Raw genomic sequence first — 23,823 nt, forward strand, 5'->3', positions numbered from 1 at the left:
ATCGGTTCGGTCAATTCTTCTTTTCCCGTTTTGAAACCTTCACGATAGCCGTTCGTTTTTTACGCGTCCGTGTCCGTGCTTTTAGATTCCGAACTCTCGTAAGAATCGCCTCTCTAAATACGGGATAATCGTTCAAGGCGTTTAGAAAATCACCCTTACTCAGAGTGTATGCCTGAGAAATTCCCACGGATCGAACCGTAGCCGATCTTCTTTCCTCGGTAATCAGAGCCAACTCTCCGAAAAATTGTCCGCCTTCGGCTCTCGCGATCACTTCCTGATCGTTTTCTCCGAGAATTTCAACCGTCCCCTCGCTCAGAATGTACAGGTTATGACCTATATCACCTTTTCTGAATATAATATCGCCCGGAAGAAAAATCTGATGTTTGAGGGAAAACACGAGCGTGGTGATGAAGGAAGGCTCCGCGCCCTTCAGAAACGGAACTTTTTCTAAAAGTTCCCGATGAAGTTGGATCTTGACTTCCCTTTGTAATGGAATGGGCAAGTCGCTTAACAATTCCTTTTCGTTTTGACCGAAACCTTTCTCGATGCTGTAAAGGTAGAACTCGCGGATTTTCATCCTTAAATCCGAGGAAAGATTTCTCGCCTTTAAAAAGGAATCCACTTGCGACATTCTTTTGATGCGTGCGGACCGTTCCAAATCCAGATTCCCTAGAATACTCGCCACGTTTCCGATGATCGTGGCGTATACGGCCGCTCCGATCATCATCACCAAAATCGAATAGATCCTCTGCTCTGTAGTTGCCGGAAGCACGTCACCGTAACCTACGGTGGCGAGCGTCATCACGGACCAATACAGCGCTTTGATATATTCGTTCCATCCGGTTTTCATCCTTTCCAATTGGTCCATATAGAGCCAACCGACCGCAAACCAATGGGCGACGATCGTGATCCAAAAGCCGAGCAATCCTAAACGAAGAACTCCCGGCGACGGCTGGAATGCGAGATTCAACCTGCGAATGATTCCCGGAATCCGAACCACCTTAACGATGCGAGTGATCCCGAATAAAAGAAACAAATAGGGATGAAAAGTGAGTTCGATACCGATCACTTTCTGAGCGACCAATTCGAAAGGGAACGCGGCGATCAAATCGAAAACGAACCAGCTTTTCAAATAAGGAAGAATCATCTCCTTTCGGAAAGGAGGTCTCCGTTCCGTCCGCGCCGATTCGGGAAAGAATAAATTCACGAAAATATCGCCTAAAAACAGAAGGTCGACCAGAACGTAAATACCGCTCAAAGCAAGCCCCTTTTCGTAAAAGAGAACGATTCGAAGCGGAGACTCGACGGCGGCAAACAAAATACAAAAGAATATTATAATATCCCAAAGTATTCTGGTTTTATTTTCGGTATAAATAAGGCTCAAAGATCGTCTCTCTAAAAGGTCGCCTTCAAAGGAAGGCGTATAGTTTAGACGACGATACGATTGCTCCGGTTCCAAAGGAGGCAAACCCTTTTTTATTCAAAGAAAGGATCCCTTAAGTATTTGAACGAGCCGAGGTAAAGTGATTTCTGCTGATCGCGTTCATTCAGCACGAACTCGTGCGACCCCTTTGCGGAAGATTTAACTCAGTTAAAGCTTTCTGTGGAAAGCCTTAACTCAGCGACTCACTCTCTACGATCGTTCGTCAGATCGTAAATTTTTCCATCAGTCGTTTGACCTTTGTCGATTGTTCGTCTATCTTTTTCGCGCCCTCGTTGATTGCCTGCGAACCGGAAGAAATTTGAAGCGCGCCTTGAGAAAGTTTTTGCACCGATTCTTGAATCGAATCGTAAGCGCTTTTATTTTCCAAAGAAGAGGATTCCAAATCCGTAATATTCGATGCGACTTCGTGCATTCTTTGAGAACATTGGTTGAGACCGGACTCCTGGACTCTCATGTCGTCCAAAAGACGGAGACTGAACTCCGCTACGTTCACGGCGTTCTCTTGAATGATTTTGAAAAAATCGGAGAATTGATCCATCTCTCCGTTTCCGGAATCGATATTCGTCCGCGTAAATTCGATCAGTTCTGTGATTTCTCTCGTATTTTTCATCGTATGTTCGGCGAGTTGAGAAACCTCTTCCGCGACGACGGAAAAACCTTTTCCGTGTTCTCCGGCTCTTGCCGCTTCGATCGCTGCGTTGAGCGCAAGCATATTCGTTCTTGTGGAAATTTCTCCGATCTTGACGAGCGCGCCCTTGATTTTTTGTACGGTTCGTTTGACTTCGGCAAACGACTTCTGAACCGCGTCGACCTTCTCCCTTCCTTTCAAAGCGGTTTCGGAAGATTCCTTCGCGCGCACGGTCAAAGAGTTTAGGGACTCGGTGACGCTCGCCAAAGACATTAGATTTCTTTGAATTTCCCGTTCCAAGTTGCGGAGATGTTCTCCCGAAAGCAAAATCGTCTGCGTATTTTTTTCGACCAAACGACTCAGGCGATCGATATGATCCGCCACCTTTTGAGAATCGAAGGCCTGCGTCTCCGATGTTTGTAAAAATTCCTGAGAAACTTTCGCGAATTCCTGACCGGCCCTCTCCGAACTTTCGACCGAGTTGCGCGCTTCGATGATGATTTCGCGCAGAGACGTTTCCATTCTTTTCAAGAATTCGAGCAGCTCGCCCATTTCATCCAGACTATCGATATCGATTTGATTGTTCAGATTTCCGTTTTGAATTTCGGACGCGAAGTCGATCGCCTTTTTTAAAGGAAACATCACGGACTGAATGATGGATCTGGAAAACCACACGCCTGCGATCAGGGAAAGAAAGGAAAGAATGCTGATCGTATATAAGGACAACGTTAGTTGTGCTTCCGCGGTTTCCTCGCTTTTGCGCGATTCCAAGGCTTCGAACTCGATCAGCTCCTTGATAACGCCGCGCATCGACGCGCTCAAAGGATGAATTCCCCGAACGTAAAGGATCTGAGCTTCCTGTCTGCGGTTTTCCATTCCGAGAAGATGAATCGTATCCGTGTATCGCAGAAGATCGTTCAAACCTTCCCTCAAAGAATTCAACTTTTCGACTTCCGTTCTTTCCAGATAATAACCGTTCAAACGAGTCAGGTTCGCTCGGATCTCGTCGATGAGAACCTTCACCTTCTTGTATTCTTCTGCGGATAAGACAGAGTCGATCGTGGAAACTTTGGAAGAAAGCGTAAGTTCCGCGAGAATCAGTTTTTCCAAGGTCAGGTTCATCAACTGAAACTTAGGTTGAGAGTGGTCGATCATGGATCGAATCGCCTTTCGATACGTGAACGTATTGTAGACGATCAACGCGGACGAAAGAATGAATACGCCGATGATCGCCCCGAAGCTGAAGCGCAGTCTCGTTTTGATACTGATACGATTGAGTAGGTTCACCGATTACTTGTTTTTGGAAAGATAATTGATATACGAGATCACGTCTTTGATCTGCTCTTCCGAAAGTTCGTCCTTCCAAGGCGGCATAAACGGAGAACGGTTCACGCCCGCTCCGCCTTTTCGGATGATTTCTTCCTTTTGAGAATCGCTTAGCTTCGTGATCGTCAAGTTTGCCGGGGGAGGAACCTTGCCGGTGGCGAGTCTTCCCTTTCCGTCCGCGGATTCACCGTGACACAAAACGCAATACGTGCGGAACACGATGCTGCCTCGGATCACGGATTTATCCTTGGGATTCTCCGCATTCACTCCTGGATGTGCGGAAACAAGGAGCAATAATATCAAAATATTCGAATATACTTTCATCATTGAACGTCGATCGTCATCTTCATATCGGGATGAATCGCGCATTGAACCGTAACCTTTCCGGCCTTTTCGAATTTCACCTTTTGCGTCTGTCCTTTGGCGTACGATCCCAAGTCGAAAATCTTAACCGGAGAAAGAGAATAGACGTTGTGGTAAAAGGAATCGTAATTCGGAAAACTTACGATATCCCCCACTTTGATTTTAAGGGATTCCACCGTGAAATTTTTATTCTTTTGTCCCACTTCGTGTTCCGCTGCGGACAAAGTCCCCGCAAAAAAAATTAAACCGAACAGAACAACGCTCCATCGAATCGACATATAAAACTCCTCTGATATTTTTTTACTGTTATCTCGGCAACTCGGGAATGGAGATGATCCGTTTCTTCCCGGTCAATGATTTCATAAACGCGACCAAGTCCGCTTTTTCCTGAAAGTTCAGTTTGAGCGGGGCCATATTCGGATCGAGATTCGACGTTTCGTCCCCTCCCCGATCGTAGTGCTCCACGACTTCTTCCAAGGTCGCATAACTTCCGTCGTGCATATAAGGCCCCGTAAAATCGACGTCCCGCAATGTGGGAGTTTTAAACGCGCCTTTCATGGATTTAACCGGAACGATCTTAAATCTTCCGACATCCTTTCGATTCGATTTCAGACCGATGTTGTGAAATCCGTTGTCCGTAAAATGATCCCCTTGATGGCAGGACGCACAGTTCGCCTTCCCGTTAAAGAGCGCGAAACCGCTTTGCGCCGATTTAGAGATCGCGTCCGCATCCCCTTTTTTCCAACGATCAAAGGGAGAATCGGCCGAGATGATCGTTCTTTCGAAATTCGCGATCGCTTTGGCGATCGTATTCGCGCTGATTCCTTCTCCCGGATAAGCCTTCGCAAAGAGGTCCTTGTATTTTTGAATATTCTTTAATTCTAATACTGCTTCGTCCAAATTCTGATTCATTTCATCGGGAGAAGCGATCGGACCGAGGGCCTGCGCCTCGAGATTGTCCGCGCGCCCGTCCCAGAACATCTTATTCCCGAAAGCCCCGTTGAGAATGGTCGGAGTGTTTTTTCCTAAAACCTTCATTTTATGGCCGACCGCGGTTTTGAGTCCGTCCGACCAACCGAGTCCCGGGTTGTGACAAGTCGCGCAACTGATCCAGTTGGAACCGGAAAGAATCGGATCAAAAAACAATGTCTTCCCCAGAAGAATCCGATCGGGCGTCGGTTGATTGTCCGGAGGGAACGGATAGGCTACGGCTTCTGCGGGATTCGCTGTTGTTTCACCGGGTTTATCCGTCGCCTTAGAAATTGCCGATTTCTTCTGCTGTTCCGTTTCGGATGTGCAATGCGTGAACGTAAAAAGACTGAAAATAAGAATCGGAACAAACAGAATGGAAGACAAGACATACCTCGAAAGGACATTTGTTCGAGAAACGTCCTACTTTTTCGTTGTTTATATCATACAAGAAATGTTGGAACTCCTTCCACTTGGTTTATAATTTGAAATATTCTCAGTTATAACTGCAGGGGAATTCGCCGATTCTATCGTTTCGAATGAAATATTATCCTTTTCTACTATTCAACGAATCGAATTTTTATGTCAAACACACTCAAACAGGGGATAAAATTCGCGCTAACCCGCGAAATACGTATTCTTAAAATATAATATAGGAGTTCACTGGAGAATTCCTCATAAACCCGAAAAGAAATTTCTTATTTCTTAGGTTTTTGTTTCGATCGGTTTGTCGTTTTTTTCTTCGGCGTTTTGGAAGAAGAGTTTCCGTTCCATTTGAGTTTCAGCCGCTTTAATCCGGACAACATCGCGTCTCGAAAGGCCGGATATAAGTCTAAAGCCTGTAAAAAATCCTGTTTGCTCAGAGTGTACATCTGGGAGATTCCGACGGAGCGTATCGTTGCGGATCTGCGTTCTTCCGTGACCAAAGCCAATTCTCCGAAAAACTGTCCTTCCCCCAGCGTTGCGATCACTTCCGCGTCATTCCCGGAAAGAACTTCCACCTTTCCTTCGCTCAGAATGTAGAGATTATGACCGATATCTCCTTTGTGAAATACGATGTCACCCGGTAAAAAGATATGATGTTTTAAGGAGAACACGAGATTTGTAACGAGAGCGGGATCGGCTCCCTTCAAAAAGGGAACCGTTTCCAGAAGCTCTCGATGGAGATGAATCTTCACTTCTCTTTGCAGCGAAATCGGCAAGTCGTTTAACAATTCTTTCTCATTCTCCCCGAATCCCCGTTCCATGATATACATGTAATAGTCGCGGATTTTTCTCCGGAGAAAATTAGGAAGATTTCTCGTTCGCAAAAAGGAATCGACCTGCGACATCCGTTTCAACTGGGCCGCGCGTACTAAATCCAAATTTCCTAATATACTCGCGATGTTCCCGATGACGGTCGCGTATACGGCCGCTCCGAGCATCATGACGAGAATAACGTAGATTCTTTGGTTGGTCGTTACCGGTAGCACGTCTCCGTAACCGACCGTTGCGAGCGTCATCACGGACCAATAAAGCGCTCTGACATACTCGTCCCAACCCGTCTTTGCGGAAACGATATCGTCCATATACAACCAGCCCACCGCGCACCAATGGGCGACGATGCTGATCCAAAATCCGAGTAATACCAAACGCAAAACTCCGGGCGCTGGTTTGAATGCAAGATTGAGTCGATGAAGAATCGCTGGAATCCGCACGACCTTCACGATTCTCGTGATCCCGAATAAAAGAAAAAGATACGGATGAGAATTCAGTTCGATTCCGAACAGCTTTTGTGCGGCGATCTCGAACGGAAACGCCGCGATAAGATCGAAGACGAACCAAGTTCGAAGATAACGATCGATCTTTTCACGCCGGATATAAATCCATTTTCCGCGGAAATATTCGGGCGAGAATATGTTTACGAGTATGTCTCCGAAGTAGAGAAGATCCACCAGGACATACAGGCCGTTCACCGCAAAACCTTGTTCGTAGGTCAATACGATCCGCAACGGAGATTCTATCGACGCATATAAGATGCAAAGAAAGATGACGATGTCCCAGAGGATTCGCAGTCGGCTATCCGCATTCAGCAAACTCATGCACGAAAGAATAGCTTAAGTTGCGCCGCTCAGAAAGCAACTTTTGAGTTTTGTTGCGAGCTTTAGAAAGAAATTATTTTCGATCGGTTGAAGTTGCGAACCGAAATCCGATCCGCAACTTGTTTCGTATCAAGCGCCGAGGATCAGATCCAGAACGACCTTGCCGTCCACTTCTCCGGTGATCGGATTCATGGCGCGCTCGGGGTGAGGCATCATACCGGCGATCTTGAAATTCTTAGAAGTGATTCCGGCGATCGCGTCGAGAGAACCGTTCGGATTTTCACCGTAATAACGGAACAGAATTCTTCCCTCGTCGTCCAATTGTTTGAGAACATCGGATGTCGCATAATAACAACCGTCCGCGTGTGCAATCGGAATTCTCAATTCTTTCGAAGCGTCCAAGGAAGTCGTGATCGGGTTGTTTGCAGAACCTTTTTTCAAGGTCACGGTTTTGCAGATGTATTTCAGGGTTTTGTTTCTTGTGAGAGCGCCCGGAAGAAATTCCGCTTCGGTTAATATTTGAAATCCGTTGCAGATCCCGAACAGTTTTCCGCCCTTATCCACGTGTTCCTTCACCGACGTCATCACGGGAGAAAAACCGGCCATCGCACCGGAGCGGAGATAATCTCCGTAAGAAAATCCTCCGGGAAGGATCACGAGTTCGTATTTCTTATCGAGTTGATCCCTGTGCCAAACGCGGTCGACTTCGGCGTTGTATTGATCTCTCAAAACGCGGTAGATGTCCGCGTCGCAGTTGGAACCGGGAAACGTAATGACCGCAACTTTCATAGTTTTTGAATATTCGCAGAATATGTTTCTATAACGTGATTTACGAGAATCTTATCGCAAAGTCTTTCCACGTCCTTTCTCGCGGCGTCTTCGTTCGGAGCGTCGATCTTGAGTTCGATATATTTTCCGACTCTCACGTCTTGCACCGATTTTTCGCCGACTTCGGAAAGAACTTTTTTCACCGTGCTTCCCTGAGGGTCGAGAACGGATTCTTTGAGGACTACTTGGATTTTTGCGATGTACATGAAAGAATGAGATCCTCTATCTTCTGATATTTTTCTCTCAGCTCCTGAATCAATCCGGCCGGGAGATCGGGCGCAGGCGGCATCTTGTTCCAGCTCGTAGTTTCCAGATAATTCCGAAGGATCTGTTTGTCCAAACTCGGCGGAGAAATTCCCACCGAATACGTATCCGCAGACCAATACCGGGAAGAATCCGGGGTGAGAAGCTCGTCGATCAGAATGACCTGTCCGTCCAAGATTCCAAACTCGAATTTGGTATCACAAAGAATGATTCCGGCCCTATCTACCACTTCAGAGGCCCGGTTGAAAATGGAAATCGATTTTTCCTTTAGAATTCCGAACAGTTCCTTTCCGATCCGATTTTCCATTTCGGTTTCGGAGATGTTCTCATCGTGGCCTTGATCGTTTTTGACCGCGGGAGTAAAAACGGGTTCTGGAAGTTTTTGGGATTCTTTCAAACCCTTGGGAAGAGTCACGCCCGCGAGAGTTCCCGCGTCCTTGTATTCTTTCCAACCGGAACCCGCGATATAACCGCGGACCACGCATTCATAATCGATGCGTTTGCACTTCTTTACAAGAACCGAACGTCCTTCCAGATCCGGATGATTTTGAAACGGAGCGGGAAACTTCTTCACATCGGTTTCCAAAATATGATTGGGAATATCCCGAAAGAATTCGAACCAAGAAGTCGAGATTCGGTTGAGAACCTTTCCCTTATCGGGAACAGGCTGCGGAAAAACGACGTCGAACGCGGAGATACGATCCGTGGAGGAAAGAATCAACTTGTCCCCGAGATCGTAAATGTCCCTGACTTTTCCCCGGTAGGAAGGATTCGGTAAATTCATAACTTCAGCACCATCATAGCGATATCGTCATCATTCGTTCCGCGGTCCGAATGCGCAAGAATGGATTGCATCATCGACGCGAGAATGTCCCCGCCTTTGGAAACTCCGTCCTGAAAAATTCTCTTCAACTTTTCTTCGCCGAGAATGTTCATTGTTTTGTCCGCGATCTCGGTGGCGCCGTCCGTGTATAAAAGAAGATACGAACCTTTTTCCAATTGTACGGTTTTGAATTCTTCGCTTACGTTGATTTCGATCGGGATGATAAGAGGTCCCATCCCCGGAAGAGTCGTAACGACCCCGTCCTTAAAAAGCATCGGAGAAGGATGACCTCCGTTCGAATATTCGAAGTGCAGATCCTTGTGAAGAATTCCGTAAAAGAAAGTGATCGAAAATTCTTCGGGAAGAATTTTTTCGAGATTGTGACGCAGCGTCCGCACTTTCTCCTGCAACGTTTGATCGGGAGAAAGACTGGAAACCTGCATCTTCAACATCGCCGCGAGCAGGGCCGCGGAAGGACCGTGACCCGAACAATCCGCGATGAAGATATGAAGACAATCGTTTTCGATCCAGGCGTCCGTGTAATCTCCGCCGATCTGCATCAAAGGTTGGAAGATCGTGCTTAGACTTACTCCGCTCCATTCCAATTCCTTTTCGGGAAGAAGTTCCTGTTGAACCTTCCGCGCCATGATCAGTTCCTTTTCGTAGTTCCGCTTTTGTTCTAAAACTTCGTCCTGAAGAATTTTAATCCGAATAAAGGCGCGGATCTTTGCGATCAATTCCCTCGGCTGAAACGGTTTGTGGATGAAGTCGTCTCCTCCGTGAGAGATCGCTTCGTCGAACCCGAGTTCGCGGTTGATCGCGGTGATAAAGAGTATGGGAAGAAGTTTGAATCGTTCGATTTCTCTGAGTTCCTTGCAGAACGAAAAACCGTCCTGCCCCGGCATACTCACGTCCAACAAAAGAATATCGACCCGATTGGTCAAAAGCACGTTACGCGCATCGGCAGCGGATTCGGCGGTGAAGATCTGAAACCCCAAAGGTTTGAGAGTATGTACGATCAGCTTTAAATTGATCTCGGAATCGTCTACGGCGAGAACCGTATAAAGACTGTAATTCGTAGCCGTGGACAATGCCGATTACTCTTCCCTTTCCGGCAGGCTTTCTCTAAGATCCTCGATCTTAGCTAAACGATAAGCGAAGCGGATCAATACCAAAAACAGAACATGATACGCAAGAACTCCGAGCCAGAAACTCATGCGGATATCCGAGTCCATTCCTCCCTTGCCGAGAACCGATTCGGGATGATTTCCGGGATTGTCGATCCAACGGATCGCTCCCCAAGTGATGACCGCGTTCACCGCGCAGAGAATACTCAAGAACGCGGAAAAAAGTTTTTTCTTGGTCGCGTCGGTAATCAATATTCGAAAAACGAAATATGCGATCAAACTGATAAACAAAACGGTGAAGGATTGAAGTCTCGCGTCCGTTTTATCCCAAGCGACTCCCCAGGCGCTGAAAGCCCAGATTCTTCCGGAAAAGATAACTCCGATCGCGAACAAAAGCGCGACCTGATTTGCGGCGAGCGAAAGAAGATCCCATTTGGATTCTTTGCGGATGAGATAAACGACCGCGAACACGAGGGAAAAAACGGGACCGTACAACGCAACCCAGGCGACAGGAACGTGAAAGTAGAAAATTCTGTGCGCGGTTCCTTGTTGTAAAATCACGTTCGGATAATTGAGCGAAAATAAAACGGCGGTCGGAAAACCGATCAAAAAGATTGCGGATAAAACCCAGTCCCAAATCGGATGAGCGATTCGAATTTTCATACGAAATAGAGTATTCGCGGGAATGTCGGTGGAATCAAGAAGATTCTTCAGGGTTCGTCGCCGGAAAGTTCCAAAAGTAGAATTCCGATTCCCGCGTAAAAGGCGCAAAACGAAAGTAAGATGGCGAGACCCGGAATCGGATCAAAGACAGGCATACGTTCGAGCTTTCGTTCGGCTTCCATTCCGAAAAGAAGAATCGGAATCGTAAACGGAATCATCAACAAGGGAAGAAGAATTTCCTTCAACCGCGAAGAATCGCTGATATGACTCAAAGCCACTCCCAAAAAGGAAATACAAAGAACTCCCGGCAAAAGAAAAATCAGATTCACCGTAAGGTCTTTCCAACCCAAAGGAAACGCCTGAAAAAAAACGGATAATAAAATCATTAAGTAGATCGCGGCTATCGTCAATCCGGTAAACACGGCAAGAGACTTTGCTAGAAAACGCATCCAAATCGGAAGAAACAGAGAACTGATTCTCCCTCCTCCGCTTTCCCGTTCCTCCCAAGCGGACTGACCGATAAAAACGTACGAGGTCAAAAACAGAACGGACCATTTGATTCCGATCAAAGTCTGACGATCGAGTTTACCGGTCTGCTCTAACGCATAATTAAAAATGAATACGATCGAAGTGATCAAAACGAGAACGGAAAGAATTCCGTTGATCGCCCTTCCTAAAAGTAGAAACTCCTTATGAAGCAGAGAGAACAGTTGTTTCAAGATTTCCCTCCCGAATCGTCAAAGTTTTCGTCGCGCGTGAAAACGGAATTCCCGGATCGTGCGTCACCATCAACACCGCGGAGTTCGCGGAATGTTCCTCCAAAAGACGAACGGCGGTTTCCAAACCCGATCGATCGAGCGCGGTAAACGGCTCGTCCAAAAGAATCAAATCTCCTCCGGTCAAAAGTGCGCGAACCAGCGCGGCCTTTTGTTTCATTCCTCGGGAGAACGTAAAGATCGGATCGGCTCTTCGAGTCCAAAGTTTGAACGAACGCAAAAGAGTTTCCACCTTCTCCTTGGGAAATTCCATTCGTGCGATGGAAAGAAAGTAACGAAGATTCTCCTCCAAGCTGAGGGAAGTATAAAGTCCGAGTTCGTGACCGAGGTAAGAAATCTGCGGCGCGCTTGTGACGACGGAATCGGATTTTAGAGTCGTTGCGGAACTCCGATTTTCTCCAACACCGGGAAACGAAATACAATCCTTATGATGACCGTGATTTAAAATCGCGCGAAGCAGAGTCGTTTTTCCGGCGCCGTTGTCGCCCCGCAGCAAAGCGAGTTCTCCTCGGAAAAGGGAGAATGAGATCTGTTTGAGAATCCGTTTTTTTCCGATAGAATAAGATAGGTCTTTGCAGACGAAGAGCGCTTGTTCTTTAGATGGCAAAGCCGGTTCCTCTTATGAAACCAGAGTCCTCTCCGAAACGGAATTTACAATGCGTTTTTTATGCGCGGTTCGGCAGAGTTGCGACATTCTTCTTTAAACAGCGAAATTCTTTTCCGTTCGTAATCGCATTCTTAATCGAAATCCTTTTGAACACCGCGCTTTCCGCGCAGATCCAAATCGGAGGTCAATATTATACGGACCTTCTCTGGGGTGAAAACGAAATCCTCTCTCCCGAATACTACAACGACGGATCGTTTTTAAGAACGGATCAGGACTTCATTCTCGCGGCGGGAAGAAACTGGAAAGGAAATCCTCCTCCATCCAAAGGAAGTTTCCGGTTTGAAGAAAAGGAGATTCCGAACTGCGGACTTTTCAACAACGAAGCGGTCAAACTTTTGGAAACGGGAAAAAACGAAGAACGACAACGCGCGATTTTGATGCTGGAAGAAGGGGTTCGTTTCGATCCGAAATTCTTTCCGTTCCGTTACAACTTGGGGCGGGCGTATCATCTCGAAAAGAAATACCGGAAGTCGATCACACAATTCGAATATGCGAGCGCCGAAATTCCCGAATACTACCGAACGTACATCCATCTCGGAACGTTGTATGAAATCATGCGCGAACCGATCAACGCGACGATCCTCTGGAGAAAGGCGGTTTCACTTAACAAATTTCATACGGAAGCGTTATTGCTTTTGGCGGATCATTATATCCGAACCGATCTCCGGAACCGGGCGCTTCTGTATATCAAGGAAGCGTCTCGAATCGACGAACAAAGTCCGGACGCGAGAATGGGAAGAGCGAGAATCGAACTTCTTTCCTCCAAGGATCTCTACGCGTATCGAATCTTCAAGAACACCGAACTCGTGGACGACCTCGGACAAAAGAAACAATACAACAAGAAGTTTCACTTCTTCTACGCCGAAACGGCTAGTAAGGTCGGCGATTATGTCACGGCCGCCGATCAATACGAACAACTTTTGAAATATCCGAACGATCCTTTCTTTTCGGAATTTTCCTATAAGGTCATAGAACGAAGAAGGGATCTCGCCAAACGATTCGCCGAAATCAAGTCCCTGGAAGAAGAAAACAAAACCGAGTGAAAAAGGTTTGCTTTTTTCAATTTTCTTCCGTTATCTTGAACCTTGGAGGAATCTATGAAAAAAATCACCTGGCTCACAATCCTGCTTTTCCTCCTTAGCATTCCTGCGTTCGCGCAGAATAAAGAGAAAGGGCAGGACGACCTGAGTCGTTCCGATGTTTTTTCTGAACAGGGAAGTTCTTACACGAAGTCCCTCCAGAAAATCGTCAGAGATCTGGAAAGCACGATCAACGAAAGGCTTACAGATTTGGAGAAGAAGCACTCTCTTCTCGTAATTCTGAGACCGGAACTGGAAAAGGTGCAAACAATCGTCACGGAAGACATTCCTTTTACTTTCGACGAAGGATACGAGAGCAACCTGCTCAAGTATGTTCGTTTCAAGTTTGAGGGCGGCAAAATCAAGGAAGTTGAACTTGCCTCTGAGAAAAAAAGAATTCAGTACGAATTCGCTTTTGAAAACAAAAGACTGATTTTCTCTCCTCCGGACGTATTAGCATCTCAGGTCAGACTTGAAAGATTCGACAAAATAGAGAATACGAAAGTGGGAGATATCTCTCTGGAAAATCAGATCAAAGCGCTCAGACTTTTAGAGTCCAGCCTCAGATCTTCGATTTATCGGATCGATATCATGATCGCTTTGTATAAAGACAAAAAAGACAGAAAAAATCTCTATCAAATCGATATCTGATCAAACGCGGAGGGAGCTCAAGTCGGTCGCACGGATGAGTTCCCCCGTAAAAACGCTCTTGTAATTCGAAAAAACTTCCTTCGTTTTTCCAAAATCCAACAATTTACCCTTTTCTAATATTCCAATCTGATCGCAGAATCGTTTCGCCGTTCTCAAGCTGTGTGTGATGAGAAGAATGGTGATTTTCCGTTCCTGAGCGATTCTTTTTAAAAAGATCAAAACCTCGTTTAACAAAATCGGATCGAGTGCGCCGAGAGCCTCGTCCAAAAAAAGAATCTTCGGTTCCGCAAGAAGAGCGCGTAAGATCGCGGCGCGCTGAAGTTCGCCGCCGGAAAACGAAAGAACGTTTCGGCTTAGGTCCTTGTTTGCGAGTTGAAAGGACTCGAGAAGATCGGCAAACGATTCCTCCCCTCTCTTAGCGATTTCCCCTCCGAGAATGCGAAGCGGTTCCTTGAGGGCTTTTTCCAAGGACCATGTCGGATTAAAAGTCGCGGAAGGATCTTGAAACACCGGTTGCAATTGATGAATCGGAATTTCTTTCCGTTTCTTCCCGAAAAAGAAAATCGATCCGCTTTGTTCGAAATCTTTCGAAGTCGGAATTCCCAAAATCATTCGAAAGAGAGAGGTTTTGCCCGAACCCGATCTTCCTAAAATTCCGAGAATACTTCCGGGTTCCACTTCGAACGAAACGGAATCCAAGATCGTTCTTGAACCGAATTGCAGATTCAGTCTTCGAACTTCTAATGCTTTACTTGGATCGGGCATTTTCCCAGACTCGTGGAGTCCGTCTTTCAAGACAAGAATTTTGAATCACAACAACTCTCCTCGATCGCGCAGAGACGCGATCAACTCGCGGAGCGCGCGTTCCCTTTGATACGAAGAATCCGTCCACTCGGAGTAAAGATTCTCGCGAACGCTTTCGGTCCAGATGATTCTTCCGGTTTGAACGTCGATACAACGGATCGAAAACGCGAACTTACCGTCGTATGTCTGACGGCTGTAAGGAACGTATTCGAAGTGATCCATCAAAATCAAACGATCCGCTTCCAGAAGTTTACCGAGTTTCAATCTCGAGTTTTCGGTGATTCCCGATAAGGACAACTGAATCTCGGAGAGAACCTTATCCAAACGGTTCCGTTCCACTAAAAGAATTCCGTGTTTGATGAATTTTTTTTCCAACTCCGAATACATGTCCGTAAAAATCCGCGAACCCGGCTCGTCCGTTTTCGCAAGGGAAACGAACGCGAAACGATGCGCTTCGTCCTGCGTAAAATGAGCGGACAATTCCTTCAGATGACCGAGATCCGCTTTGAGATCCTGTTCGAATTGCTGAAACGCAACGCGCATGATCGCGAAATTCTTTTTATTCTGCGAATGATCGAACCGATCGCTGAAGATCGGAACGATCGGTCCCAAAAGCAACGGAGCGATTCCGAAGATGGATCGATGTTCGATCGGATACTTGTAACTTTTGAGAACCTTGTTCGTTTCCTCTTCGTACAATTCGAACTCCACTCTTCCGTTCGTTCTTTCGATCATCGGAAACAAACCGATCGTAACGATAAACGGAATGATGGACAACACGGGAGGTTTGACTTCTTCCGCGGAGGAACGGATTCGGATCTGAATGTGCGCGTTCGGATTGAGAATGAACAAAGAGCTCTTGCGGAACTGCGAAAGAATCTCGGAGGAATAATAACTTTCCACGTCTTGAGAAGCGACGGAAACGTTCAGGCCTTTTCTATGCATGTCTTGCGCGGCCGTTTCTCTTCCCGAAGGATCGAAATCGATCCGAACGGGAACGCTTCCGTGAAACCGATATTCCCTCGGATTGATAAGCGACTTGGCTCCGAAACCGTCCCCGCTTACGTTCGCGTGATGCAGATAACATCGAAAAAACGGAACGGTAAGAAAAACCGCGAAGAGGAATTTCCAGATATGCGAACGAAGTAAGAACGGATTTTTCATAATTCAAAACCTAACACGAAATAACGCGGATCAAAAAATAATTTCCGCAAAAAAGATCTCGAAACTCTAACGAGCCGCGAACGAAAGTCAAATCAATTCGGAAACAGTCCAACGGATATAGGGCAAAGAACGTCGATATTTGACTTGCCCGCACGTCGCAAAACGGTGGAATCAGAATAGAATGAAAGTAAAAATCACGGAAGTAGGTCCGAGAGACGGACTTCAAAACGAGAAACGTCCGGTTTCCACGGAGATCAAAGCGGGTTATATCGAGCGGCTCGTCAAAGCGGGTTTGACGCATATAGAAGCGACTTCCTTCGTAAAAAAGGACGCGATTCCTCAGTTGGCGGACGCGGCCGAACTTTCGGCCTTATTGGATTTGAACGGAAAAATCCGTTACTCGGCTTTGACTCCGAACGTAAAAGGATACGAAGCGGCAAAGAACGCGGGTTACAAAGAAGTCGCGGTTTTCACCGCGGCGTCGGAATCATTCGTGAAAAAAAACATCAACCGAACGATCGCGGAATCGATCGAAGGGTTCAAAGAAATCTTTCAACTCGCTCATCGGGACGGAATCCAAGTGCGAGGCTATGTCTCGACCGTGATCGATTGTCCTTACGAAGGAAAAATCAATCCGACAAAGGTATTGGAAGTTTCCAAAATTCTTTTGGATCAAGGCGCGTATGAAATCTCACTCGGAGAAACGATCGGCACGGGAGTTCCCGCGGAAGTGGAGAAGTTGTTGGAACTCCTACTGAAAGAAATCCCCGCGGACAAACTGGCCGGGCACTTTCACGACACGTATGGAATGGCGATCGCCAATGTGGAAAAGTCATTTTCTATGGGACTTCGCTCCTTCGATTCTTCATCGGGCGGATTGGGAGGATGTCCCTACGCAAAAGGCGCCGCCGGAAATTTAGCGACCGACGACCTCGTATATTTTTTGGAAAAGTCGGGAGTTCCCACGGGAATCGATCCCGGACTTCTCTGGGAAGCGTCCGCGTTTATGGAGAATGCGCTCGCCCGAGAATTGCAATCCAGAACGTATCTCGCCACCAAAAAGAAACGAGAGTCTTGAGCTCCCCTTCTTCTCCCCAAAAAATGAAGAAGGTTCTGGAAAGAATCTTCTTCGAATACGAAACTCCCGAATATCTAACGACGGATCCGATCGAGTTCCCGCATTCGTATTCCGATTTGAAAGATCGGGAAATCGTCGGACTTATATCCGCGCTCTTCTCGTATGGGAACGTCGTCGCGATCAAAAATCATCTCAAACATCTTTTCGAACTCTGCGGGAACTCCCCGGTTCGATTCCTCTTAAACGAAGAACTCGAAGGTATCCGCAAAAAACTCAAACCCTATCGATTTCAAAAATCGGCCGATACGTTTCTCTTTCTGCAAACGATCCAAGAGGAAATTCGAAAAACGAAATCGAATACGTTGGAGCCTTTATTTTCTCTTCCGCAACCCGGAGAATTCTCCCTTTCCGCAAAGGAACAAAGATCGCTCGATCAAAGCGGAACCTTACGACAAAGAATCGTCGCCTTCCAGCTTCGATTTCTCGAAACTTCTAAAAAAATCAACCGACAACAAACGCAAAGTTACGGATATAAATTTCTGATCGGACAAGGACCGAGTTCCTCTTCGTTAAAACGATATTCCATGTATCTGCGCTGGATGGTTCGGAAAGAATTTCCCGACCTCGGAATTTATACTACGATCGATCCGAACGAACTGCTCTATCCCTTGGACGTTCATATTCAAAGAATTGCAAGTGTTTTGAAGATCAGCTCCAGAAGCACTCCGGACTGGAAAAAAGCCGAGGAAATCACGAACTTCTTTCTAAAACTTTTCCCGAACGATCCCGTGCGGGGAGACTTTGCCCTCAGTCGATTGGGTATATTACGAAAATGTAAATCGAAATACGCGAAGGAATTATGCGAAACCTGCAGAATCAATTCGATCTGCAAGGTTTACGAGAAACGGCCCGGAGCAAGCCGGGATCGGTTATTCGACAAACAAGCCCGGACCTGAAAGGCTTTTCCGGATTAAGGCAGTTTTTTCAATTTGCAAGCGGAAGCCGCGATCAAACCGGAATCCGTATTTTTTGTCAAAATGATCGCAGAAGAAATCGAATCCGCACAATCCTTCACTTTGGATTTTTCATACCTTTCCGACTTATCACTCGCTGATCCGGTGATCCCCGCCGCCGAAGTAATCAAACTCAGCGTGAAAACCGACGAACTGGAAGAACGGGATGAACTGCTCGAAGCGCTGGTCGGTAAACTAAGCAGCCCAAGGAGCACGGCCATATCGATTTCGACGATCGCCTCACCCGCAGTCATCGTATCTTTTCCAGCCAATTGATAATAAGAAGAACAAGAAGTCTGAGTCACAATCAAAAAGACCGAAACGATCATAACGTTGAAAAAACGAAATACAAAATTCATACAATCCTCGCTGTTTTTAATATCCATCGGACGTCCCGACTAGGACACGGCGTCCAAAAAAAGTATTTTAAGAATTCCTAAATTAGGAAAAACGCAAGTAGCGAACGATCGGCGCCGACTCGTTGCATGAATGATAAAAGGAAAAATATCGAACCGAGTTTTAGAAAAGAAACGGTGAGGATTTTTGGAAAGTTTAAGAGTGGTACCGCCAAGGGGAATTGAACCCCTGTTCCAAGAATGAAAATCTTGTGTCCTAACCACTAGACGATGGCGGCTTGTAAGAACGTTCCATTGAGTCGTCGGGGATTCGAACCCCGGACCCATTCCTTAAAAGGGAATTGCTCTACCAGCTGAGCTAACGACTCGAAGCGTTACGAAATACACGATATTTTTCGAGTGCGGTGGGTCAATCAAAAACGATGAAAAAAACTCCCGATTCTTAAAAAGAATCTCCGTGAATCGTATCCTTTCGATCAGGTCCCGTTGAAACCAAATTGATCTTCACTCCGATGAATCTTTCGAGAGTAGAAATATAATCCTTACACTTTTCGGGAAGTTTTTGAAATTCGCAGATGCCGGAAATGTCGGATTTCCATCCGGGGAATTCTTCGTAGACGACTTCCACTTTATCCAAACCTTGCGAAGGAAAACAATCCAGCTTCTTTCCGTTCAACTTGTAGCCGACCGCGACGGGAATCTTATCATAATCGGAAAGAATGTCGATCTTCGTCAAAGCGATGGAAGTGATTCCGTTGATACGAACGGAGTGACGCAGCATTTCCGCGTCGAACCAACCGCAACGTCTCGGACGTCCCGTGGTCGCGCCGAATTCTCCGCCTTTTTGACGAAGAGCTTCTCCCGCTTCTCCCAAAAGTTCGGTCGGGAAAGGCCCCTCTCCGACTCGAGTCGTGTAAGCTTTCGTGATTCCGATCACGTGTTTCAGATGTTGAAACGGAATTCCGGTTCCGATCAACGCGCCGCCCGTGGTAGGATTGGAACTCGTAACGTAAGGATAAGTTCCGAAATCCACGTCCAAACCGGTTCCCTGCGCTCCTTCCAAAAGAACCCGTTTTCCGTTTCTGAGTTCGGAATCCAAGTAATATGCAGTATTGATAATATTCTTTTTAACTTTCGAAAGGAAGAATTTCAAACCCTCGTTGATGTCGTTGTAGGAAACGGGCGGCATTCCGTAGAGTTTGTCCAGTTCGCGATTCTTTTCTTCGACGAGATGTTTCAAACGGGCCTGGTAGGAATCGTCCAAAAGATCTCCCACTCTCAAACCCATTCTCATCATCTTATCGGCGTAACAGATTCCGATTCCCTTTTTGGTCGTTCCGATCTTGTGTTCTTGGCTTACGGTCGTTTCTCTCGCTCCGTCGATCTGAGAATGATACGGAAACAGAAGATGACACGCGTCGCTTAACAAAAGCTTGTCATAAACCGGAAAACCTTCCTTTTGAAGCCGATCGCATTCTTCGATAAAGAAAAGAGGATCGAGAACGACGCCGTTTCCGATCACGCAAATCGTCTGATCGTAGATCACTCCGGAAGGAACGAGGTGAAACACGTATTTTTTTCCGTGAACTACGACCGTATGTCCCGCGTTCGCTCCGCCTTGATAACGAACGATGATGTCCGTGTCCTTGGAAAGAAAGTCGATGACTTTGGCTTTTCCTTCATCCCCCCATTGGGTTCCTACTACTAACGATGCGGGCATAGTTTTTCCTCAAATAGATGCTTGGTAAGATTGCGTTTCATGATTTGGAATCGGGAAGAGGCGTTTTCAAAGAAGCTTCCAAAGTGTTGACCACGATCGCGTAGCCGCTCGCGTTTCTTTGCACTCCCGAAAACATTTCGTAAAGATGATCGTACGCTCCGCCCGTCAAAACGGGATCGGGAGAACCTTGCAGATAACCTTGAAAAACGAAACCGGTATAATAATTCAGATCCCGCAAAAGGGAGAAGTCGATACAAAGATCGATCCTTCTTTTTTTGGATTCCCAGGCTTTTAGGATCCAGGAAGTTTCTTCGAGAACGACGTTTAAACTTTTTTGAAGTTCGGATGAAAGGGAATTCAGGTTCAAGGATTTCTTCAGCGAATCCAGATCGAAGTTCAAAACGAGTGCGTTTAACAAACGGATGAATACGGCGCTGTTTTTCTTTTCTCCGAAAATCCGTTCGATCTCGTTTCCGTTTTTCTGATACAGCAACGCCGAAAGAATTTCGATCTCGTTCGGATTCAATTCGAACTCGCGGACGATGGAATGAAACAGATTCACGTTTCCTAAAACGAGGGTCAACGGATCTTCCAATGGAAGAAGCGAAACGATCTCGTCCAATTCTTCCAAAATTTTGAATGTGTTTTCCTTTCCGGAAGCCCCGAGCGATTCGGCGCCGATCTGAAGAACCTCTTTACGGGAAACGCTTCCCTTAGCGCTCTCCCGAAAAACTCTTCCGACGTAGAAGATGTTTTGATTCTCCTTTTGATGGGAGAAACCGGCCATACCTTTGACCGCCTGAACGGTCAGGTCGATGCTCGGAGAAATCTCGTTTCCGGAAAGATCACGAATTCTGAATAAAGAGGAAGAATCGGGAGCGGAAACGGTCTGAAGAAACGTGGAACTATAATCGAATGCGGGAAGGAAAACTTCCGAGTAGCCTTTTTTTTTAAGAACACCGGATACGGTTTCGAGTAAGATCCTTCTGTCCTTGCTGTCTTCGGGGCCGAGAAAGTGAAACCCGTCGGGAATCCATTTTTTCTGGCTGGGTTCTGGGAGATTTTGATTCATGTTTTGGAAGACTTCGATTCCAAAATACAGTTCAAAACCGAGACGCCAGATTTCAAACCTTTTTAAAAAAATAGAATGACAATTCCCATTGCAAACGGATGATTATCAACCTAATCAATGGATTCTTTCCATCGCAAGATTTCTATCCATGACATCGATAAGTCCTTCCAAAAGGCCTTTCCGGGCGGTTCCCGGCGCGGTGAGAATCCAACCCGACGCGAAAATTTTCTTTTCGTTCGGAGCAACCGAAAACGATCCTAACTCCGATCCCTCTTTCATAGAACATATCGGAATGCGAAGAATCCGGATTTCCGTTTTAGGAAAAACACCGGCTGTTAAGAACTTATTTTTGAACGGACCAGGAAGGTATTTAAATGGCTGAGAAAGAATCCAGCGTCGGTAAATGGCAGAAAGAATTTTTTGAAAACATCCACTTATTCAAACGTTCCGGAATGACGGAAGAAGAAGCCAAAAAGATTCTTCAGAAATTCTTATATCTCTCTTCGGTAACACCGATGCCTCCGGTAATGGACGTGTTCAAAGAGCCGAATCTTTTGGAAACCGTCGGGGTCTACACTTCTCCGGAACAAAGATCGAGAGAATTTATGATGGAGTTTCTTTCTCCGATCATGAAGCAGTTCACCGTGGAAGGTGTGGACAATCTCAAGGCCGTCAAACCTCTCATCGGAAAATATCCGATCACGCTGATCTCGAATCACTTATCGCATCTCGACGCGCCTGCGATCTTTCATCAGTTATACAATTGTTCTCCCGAAGGAAAGGCGATCGCGGAACAACTCGTTTTTATCGCGGGAAGATTGGCGTATGAACCCGACTTTACCCGTCTCGGTCTTTATATGTTCGGAACCCTTCTCGTTTGTTCCAAAAGGGATATGGCGGATAATCCGAGTCTTTCGGACGTGATGACCAAGATCAACATGAGAGCCTTCCGTCATTCTCAAAAACTTCAATCCGAAGGAAAGATCGTCGCGATCTTTCCGGAAGGAACGCGTTCCCGAGACGGACGACTGATGCCGTTCGTGGAAACGGTCTATCACTACGTCGCCAACAAAGTCATCATTCCTATCTCCCTCGAAAAGACGGATAAGATTCTCCCCACTACGAGTTTACTGTTCAATCAGGTGAACGGAAAACTCGTAATCGGCAAACCTGTGTTAGTCGGCGAACTTTCCCGCAAACAGATGGAAACCTTTCCGAAGGAAGTGGAGCAACTGCAATTCCCCGAACACGGAGATAAAAAGCAGTTCCTCATCGACAACCTCGCGTTGCTCGTCGGTTCCAACCTGAACAAACACCAACACGGAACGTATCGAAATCTTTATAAAGGCGACGTCGCCGGAAAGAACATTCTCATCAAGGTTCCGAAAGAACCGGAAGAAAAGATCGTCGTTATCGGAGCGAGCAGCATGTCGATCGCGGTCGCGACTCTTCTTGCAAACAACGACGTTTTGGTTTACCTCTATCATCCCGATCAGGCTTACACAGAACAATGCAATACGGAAAGAAGAGAACTGAAATACTACCCTCTTTACAAACTTCCGCCGAATTTGATTTTTACGTCCGATCCGGAAGTTTTAAAAACGGCCACTCTCTTTATTCAAGGAACCAACCCTTGGGAGCTCATCAACGTTTATCCGGAGATTCAGCCTTTCTTGAACAAGAATAAGGCTCCGTTCTTCAACGTTGTGAAAGGGTTCACCAGTACCGGTTTGATCTTGGACGAAGTGCAGACCGCATTCGGTTTGGAGGACGATCGTCTCGGCGTGATCGCGGGGGCTTGTTATCCCGATCAGATCATGGAACGGAAAATTTCCGGTTTCGAGATCGCCGCATCCAACGCGACTCTCATCCCGAGAGTTCAAAAGCTGTTTACGACCGGTTACATCTTCCCGCGCCCGGCGAGAATCCCGACCGACATCAAAGGGGTTCAGTTAGGCGGTGCTTTGAAAACGATCTACGCACTCGCAATGGGAATCGTGGAAGGTTATTTCACGCAAACCCTCGGCGGCAACGTGGATAATTCCCTCTTTCATTTATCGAATCGTTTCTTTTCCGAAATGACTGCGATCGGAACGAAGATGGGCGGACAACCGGAAACCTTTCTCGGACTTTCCGGACTTACGGACTTTATGCTTTCCTGTTTCGGAACCGATGCGAAGGACAGAAAAACCGGATACGATATCGCGTATGGTTCTCCTTCGGAAAGAATGTCCAACGGATTTTACGGTTTGAAAGTGATGCCGAATCTGATGAGCATCACTCCGGAAACTCCTGTCCTCGCGGCCGCGTATGAAATCGTGATCAACAAAAAACCGATGCAGCAGGTCATTGAAATGATGGAAGGAAGACTTTCGAGAGTTTGAAGAGAAACGAGCGAGCTAAACGTTACAGGTTTGGCTCGCGCATAACAAAACCGATCGACATACGGCTCTCAAATTCTTGAATCTCAAGAAAGAGAAAAGAAGGTCGTATATTGCAAATCCGTTCTTAAACGCAAGCCTATCCCGCAAAAACTACAATCTACTTCGGTTTATAGTCAGAGTAACTTAGTTGCAAGTATGGGGAACCGTTAGACTATATTTGAAAGCCAGATAACATTCCGCTTTCACTCGATCCGCAGCGCTGAGTCCCTGATTGTAGATCAAAGTTTCCGCAAGTCTTCCGTCAAAACCCGATCCACCGGAATAAACGCCGAGATACGTTAAATTATTTCCGACCGCATTGTACACGTTCGTAGTGTTTTTCTGCAAACTTCCGTTCAGATACAGAGAGGTTCCGGTTCCGGAAAATTGCATCGTAAGAATATGAGCCGCGTTGGTAGCATAAGCGTTACTTTGAAAATCTCCACCACTGCTGTTGATCAAAAGCTGACCGTTGTAGAATTTCAGATACAAGGTCACGCCTCC

General features: G+C 46.4%; 24 protein-coding genes, 2 tRNA genes and 1 pseudogene (1 of these 27 cut by a window edge). 5 read left to right on the forward strand and 22 right to left on the reverse strand.

Annotated features, from left to right (window positions below; translation table 11 throughout):
- Positions 1-10 precede the first annotated feature (10 nt).
- From DLM76_RS02025 to DLM76_RS02085, 13 genes are all read right to left on the reverse strand, one after another.
- Positions 11-1,384, reverse strand: coding sequence for a cyclic nucleotide-binding domain-containing protein (locus tag DLM76_RS02025; protein WP_118964539.1), 1,374 nt, complete (start codon positions 1,382-1,384; stop codon positions 11-13).
- Positions 1,385-1,646: 262 nt separating this feature from the next.
- Positions 1,647-3,359, reverse strand: a complete 1,713-nt coding sequence (locus DLM76_RS02030) for a methyl-accepting chemotaxis protein (protein WP_118956113.1) — start codon at positions 3,357-3,359, stop codon at positions 1,647-1,649.
- A 3-nt stretch (positions 3,360-3,362) separates the two neighbouring features.
- Entirely contained in the window at positions 3,363-3,722 is a 360-nt protein-coding gene (locus DLM76_RS02035) for a c-type cytochrome (RefSeq protein ID WP_118964540.1), read from the reverse strand.
- A complete protein-coding gene (locus tag DLM76_RS02040) occupies positions 3,722-4,039 on the reverse strand; it encodes a methylamine utilization protein (protein WP_118956112.1) in 318 nt (105 codons plus the stop codon). The genes DLM76_RS02035 and DLM76_RS02040 overlap by 1 nt, the downstream gene beginning before the upstream one ends.
- A 28-nt stretch (positions 4,040-4,067) precedes the next feature.
- Positions 4,068-5,024 carry a cytochrome-c peroxidase gene (locus DLM76_RS02045; RefSeq protein WP_241548182.1) on the reverse strand — a complete coding sequence of 319 codons (957 nt, stop codon included), beginning with the start codon at positions 5,022-5,024 and terminating at the stop codon, positions 4,068-4,070.
- A gap of 404 nt (positions 5,025-5,428) precedes the next feature.
- Entirely contained in the window at positions 5,429-6,811 is a 1,383-nt protein-coding gene (locus tag DLM76_RS02050; protein ID WP_429946396.1) for a cyclic nucleotide-binding domain-containing protein, read from the reverse strand.
- A 129-nt stretch (positions 6,812-6,940) separates the two neighbouring features.
- Positions 6,941-7,600 carry a phosphoribosylformylglycinamidine synthase subunit PurQ gene (gene purQ, locus DLM76_RS02055; RefSeq protein WP_118964243.1) on the reverse strand — a complete coding sequence of 220 codons (660 nt, stop codon included), beginning with the start codon at positions 7,598-7,600 and terminating at the stop codon, positions 6,941-6,943.
- The gene (gene purS / locus DLM76_RS02060; RefSeq protein ID WP_118956110.1) at positions 7,597-7,845 is read right to left on the reverse strand and encodes a phosphoribosylformylglycinamidine synthase subunit PurS; all 249 of its coding nucleotides are present in this window, start codon (positions 7,843-7,845) and stop codon (positions 7,597-7,599) included. Before purS ends, purQ begins: the two co-directional genes overlap by 4 nt.
- Positions 7,821-8,687 (reverse strand): phosphoribosylaminoimidazolesuccinocarboxamide synthase, encoded by an 867-nt coding sequence (locus DLM76_RS02065; protein WP_118956109.1) that lies wholly within the window; start codon positions 8,685-8,687, stop codon positions 7,821-7,823. The genes purS and DLM76_RS02065 overlap by 25 nt, the downstream gene beginning before the upstream one ends.
- On the reverse strand, positions 8,684-9,817 hold the full coding sequence (locus DLM76_RS02070) for a PP2C family protein-serine/threonine phosphatase (RefSeq protein ID WP_118956108.1): 1,134 nt from the start codon (positions 9,815-9,817) through the stop codon (positions 8,684-8,686). Before DLM76_RS02070 ends, DLM76_RS02065 begins: the two co-directional genes overlap by 4 nt.
- A 6-nt stretch (positions 9,818-9,823) precedes the next feature.
- Positions 9,824-10,516 carry a cytochrome c biogenesis protein CcsA gene (ccsA, locus tag DLM76_RS02075; RefSeq protein ID WP_118956107.1) on the reverse strand — a complete coding sequence of 231 codons (693 nt, stop codon included), beginning with the start codon at positions 10,514-10,516 and terminating at the stop codon, positions 9,824-9,826.
- Positions 10,517-10,563: 47 nt separating this feature from the next.
- Positions 10,564-11,235: a heme exporter protein CcmB gene (locus tag DLM76_RS02080; protein WP_118956106.1), complete on the reverse strand. Its 672-nt coding sequence runs from the start codon at positions 11,233-11,235 to the stop codon at positions 10,564-10,566.
- Positions 11,207-11,899: an ABC transporter ATP-binding protein gene (locus DLM76_RS02085; protein ID WP_118964244.1), complete on the reverse strand. Its 693-nt coding sequence runs from the start codon at positions 11,897-11,899 to the stop codon at positions 11,207-11,209. The genes DLM76_RS02080 and DLM76_RS02085 overlap by 29 nt, the downstream gene beginning before the upstream one ends.
- Before the next feature lie 14 nt (positions 11,900-11,913).
- Here DLM76_RS02085 and DLM76_RS02090 point away from each other — a divergent pair, with 14 nt between their 5' ends.
- Complete coding sequence (locus tag DLM76_RS02090) at positions 11,914-13,002, forward strand: tetratricopeptide repeat protein (protein ID WP_118956461.1); 1,089 nt, start codon at positions 11,914-11,916, stop codon at positions 13,000-13,002.
- Positions 12,999-13,689, forward strand: a pseudogene (locus DLM76_RS02095) (hypothetical protein). Before DLM76_RS02090 ends, DLM76_RS02095 begins: the two are co-directional and overlap by 4 nt.
- Here the strand turns inward: DLM76_RS02095 and DLM76_RS02100 are convergent.
- On the reverse strand, positions 13,690-14,454 hold the full coding sequence (locus tag DLM76_RS02100) for an ABC transporter ATP-binding protein (RefSeq protein ID WP_118956104.1): 765 nt from the start codon (positions 14,452-14,454) through the stop codon (positions 13,690-13,692).
- Positions 14,455-14,499: 45 nt separating this feature from the next.
- Complete coding sequence (locus DLM76_RS02105; RefSeq protein ID WP_118956103.1) at positions 14,500-15,657, reverse strand: hypothetical protein; 1,158 nt, start codon at positions 15,655-15,657, stop codon at positions 14,500-14,502.
- Between the two features lie 181 nt (positions 15,658-15,838).
- On the opposite strand from DLM76_RS02105, the gene DLM76_RS02110 reads away from it, so the two are divergent.
- Complete coding sequence (locus tag DLM76_RS02110) at positions 15,839-16,735, forward strand: hydroxymethylglutaryl-CoA lyase (RefSeq protein ID WP_118956102.1); 897 nt, start codon at positions 15,839-15,841, stop codon at positions 16,733-16,735.
- A 23-nt stretch (positions 16,736-16,758) separates the two neighbouring features.
- Positions 16,759-17,691 (forward strand): TIGR02757 family protein, encoded by a 933-nt coding sequence (locus tag DLM76_RS02115; protein WP_174714635.1) that lies wholly within the window; start codon positions 16,759-16,761, stop codon positions 17,689-17,691.
- Positions 17,692-17,705: 14 nt separating this feature from the next.
- On the opposite strand, the gene DLM76_RS02120 is transcribed toward DLM76_RS02115, so the two are convergent.
- The 6 genes from DLM76_RS02120 to DLM76_RS21520 form a co-directional block, all read right to left on the reverse strand.
- Positions 17,706-18,107, reverse strand: a complete 402-nt coding sequence (locus DLM76_RS02120) for a hypothetical protein (protein ID WP_147455772.1) — start codon at positions 18,105-18,107, stop codon at positions 17,706-17,708.
- Between the two features lie 200 nt (positions 18,108-18,307).
- A tRNA-Glu gene (locus DLM76_RS02125) sits at positions 18,308-18,382 on the reverse strand.
- A 17-nt stretch (positions 18,383-18,399) separates the two neighbouring features.
- A tRNA-Lys gene (locus tag DLM76_RS02130) sits at positions 18,400-18,472 on the reverse strand.
- 74 nt (positions 18,473-18,546) lie between these two features.
- Positions 18,547-19,824, reverse strand: coding sequence for an adenylosuccinate synthase (locus tag DLM76_RS02135; protein ID WP_118956099.1), 1,278 nt, complete (start codon positions 19,822-19,824; stop codon positions 18,547-18,549).
- A gap of 37 nt (positions 19,825-19,861) precedes the next feature.
- Positions 19,862-20,896 (reverse strand): ATP phosphoribosyltransferase regulatory subunit, encoded by a 1,035-nt coding sequence (locus DLM76_RS02140; protein ID WP_118964247.1) that lies wholly within the window; start codon positions 20,894-20,896, stop codon positions 19,862-19,864.
- A 114-nt stretch (positions 20,897-21,010) separates the two neighbouring features.
- Positions 21,011-21,175: a hypothetical protein gene (locus DLM76_RS21520; RefSeq protein ID WP_158586052.1), complete on the reverse strand. Its 165-nt coding sequence runs from the start codon at positions 21,173-21,175 to the stop codon at positions 21,011-21,013.
- A gap of 95 nt (positions 21,176-21,270) precedes the next feature.
- Between DLM76_RS21520 and DLM76_RS02145 the strand changes: the two genes are divergently transcribed.
- The gene (locus DLM76_RS02145) at positions 21,271-23,280 is read left to right on the forward strand and encodes a 1-acyl-sn-glycerol-3-phosphate acyltransferase (protein WP_118956097.1); all 2,010 of its coding nucleotides are present in this window, start codon (positions 21,271-21,273) and stop codon (positions 23,278-23,280) included.
- A 183-nt stretch (positions 23,281-23,463) separates the two neighbouring features.
- Here the strand turns inward: DLM76_RS02145 and DLM76_RS02150 are convergent, their stop codons facing one another.
- Positions 23,464-23,823, reverse strand: the 3' end of a protein-coding gene (locus DLM76_RS02150) for a LamG-like jellyroll fold domain-containing protein (RefSeq protein ID WP_158586361.1). Its footprint extends 792 nt past the window's final position; only the last 360 of its 1,152 coding nucleotides appear in the window; the start codon falls outside the window, past its right edge; its stop codon occupies positions 23,464-23,466.

It is taken from the genome of Leptospira yasudae (assembly GCF_003545925.1).
Classification (GTDB): Bacteria; Spirochaetota; Leptospiria; order Leptospirales; family Leptospiraceae; genus Leptospira; species Leptospira yasudae.